Consider the following 1,804-nt stretch of genomic DNA (forward strand, 5'->3'; position numbering starts at 1 on the left):
TAATATTTCTATAGTGTAGCAGATATCCCTATATCAAGACCTACAAAAAAAGAAAACCACTCGGAAGTGGTTTTCTTTCAATTTTTTATTGGCTTATTAGAGTAAACCAGGATTGCCTTGAGCCGGGTCAGTTGCTCTTGCTGCCTGAGCATCTGCAACTGTTAAACCGAGTGCTTTGGCAACACCTTCTCCATATGCAGGGTCACATGCATAGCAGTTACGAATATGACGATATTTAATGAAGTCTAGTGCATCACCCATTGCGCGTGCAGTATTACCAAATAAAGCTTCTTTTTGCTCTGGTGTCATTAAGTTAAATAAAGCACGTGGCTGGCTGAAGTAGTCATTATCATCTTGGCGATAATCCCAGAAATCAGCATCACCAGTAATCTTCAAAGGTGGTTCTCTGAAGTCAGGTTGTTCTTGCCACTGATGGAAACTATTTGGTTCGTAATGTGGTAAACCACCATAGTTACCATCTATACGACCTTGACCATCACGACGGTTAGAGTGGACAGGACAACGCGCAGCATTTACAGGAACCTGATTATGATTTACACCTACACGATAACGCGCAGCATCGGCATAGTTCACTAAACGGGCTTGTAACATGCGGTCTGGCGAATAACTAATACCTGGAACTAGGTTACTTGGAGCAAAAGTTGCCTGCTCAACATCCTGGAAGTAGTTTTCAGGGTTTTTGTTTAACTCAAACTCACCCACTTCAATCAATGGATAATCGCCATGAGGCCAAACCTTGGTCAGATCAAATGGATGATATGGGACTTTTTCTGCATCAGTTTCTGGCATGACTTGGATGAATAAGGTCCATTTTGGAAAATTACCATCCTCAATAGCATTATATAAGTCTGTCTGACTGCTTTCCCGGTCTTTAGCGATGATTGCTTCAGCTTCTGCATCAGTCAGGTTTTTGATACCTTGTTGTGTACGGAAATGGAATTTAACCCAGAAACGTTCATTATTGGCATTAATAAAGCTATACGTATGGCTACCGAAACCGTGCATATGGCGATAACCATCCGGGATGCCACGATCAGACATAACGATAGTTACTTGATGTAATGCTTCTGGAAGAAGTGTCCAGAAATCCCAGTTATAGGTTGCGCTACGTAAATTGGTGCGCGGATCACGTTTTACAGCCTTGTTAAGATCAGGAAATTTACGTGGGTCACGCATAAAGAATACAGGGGTATTGTTGCCTACCAGATCCCAGTTACCTTCCTCTGTATAGAATTTAAGAGCAAATCCTCGGATATCACGTTCTGCATCTGCTGCACCACGTTCACCTGCTACGGTTGAGAAGCGGGCAAACATTTCAGTTTTTTTGCCAACTTCGCTAAAGATTTTTGCACGAGTATATTTTGTAATATCTTTTGTGACAGTAAATGTACCAAATGCGCCAGAACCTTTCGCATGCATACGACGCTCAGGAATTACCTCACGAACAAAATTGGCAAGTTTTTCATTTAACCACAAATCCTGAGCAAGAAGAGGGCCACGTGCACCTGCTGTCATACTGTTTTGGTTATCAACAACGGGAGCACCAACATCAGTAGTTAAGTGGGTAACAGGACATTTTTTTAAGTCTTGGCTCATTGTGTTTCTCCATTTTTAATAGGCTATGATGGCTTTATGATATGTGGGAAATCTTATTGGTTTATAAGAAGACACTAACTGTAATCTGCTCGGTAATATAGTGAACAATTGTTAAATCAGACAATTGAAAAATACTCATTTGTTTCAAATAATTTCAACTGCTTATATTTAGAAATCAATAATATGA

1 protein-coding gene is annotated in these 1,804 nt (G+C 40.6%); it reads right to left on the minus strand.

The genetic code is table 11. From position 1 onward, the window contains the following. Positions 1 to 96: 96 nt before the first annotated feature. Positions 97 to 1,617: a catalase gene (locus tag KPC_RS19505; RefSeq protein ID WP_121975962.1), complete on the minus strand. Its 1,521-nt coding sequence runs from the start codon at positions 1,615 to 1,617 to the stop codon at positions 97 to 99. Between the last annotated feature and the right edge of the window lie 187 nt (positions 1,618 to 1,804).

This window comes from Acinetobacter stercoris, from assembly GCF_900323515.1.
In the GTDB taxonomy this organism is placed as follows: Bacteria; Pseudomonadota; Gammaproteobacteria; order Pseudomonadales; family Moraxellaceae; genus Acinetobacter; species Acinetobacter stercoris.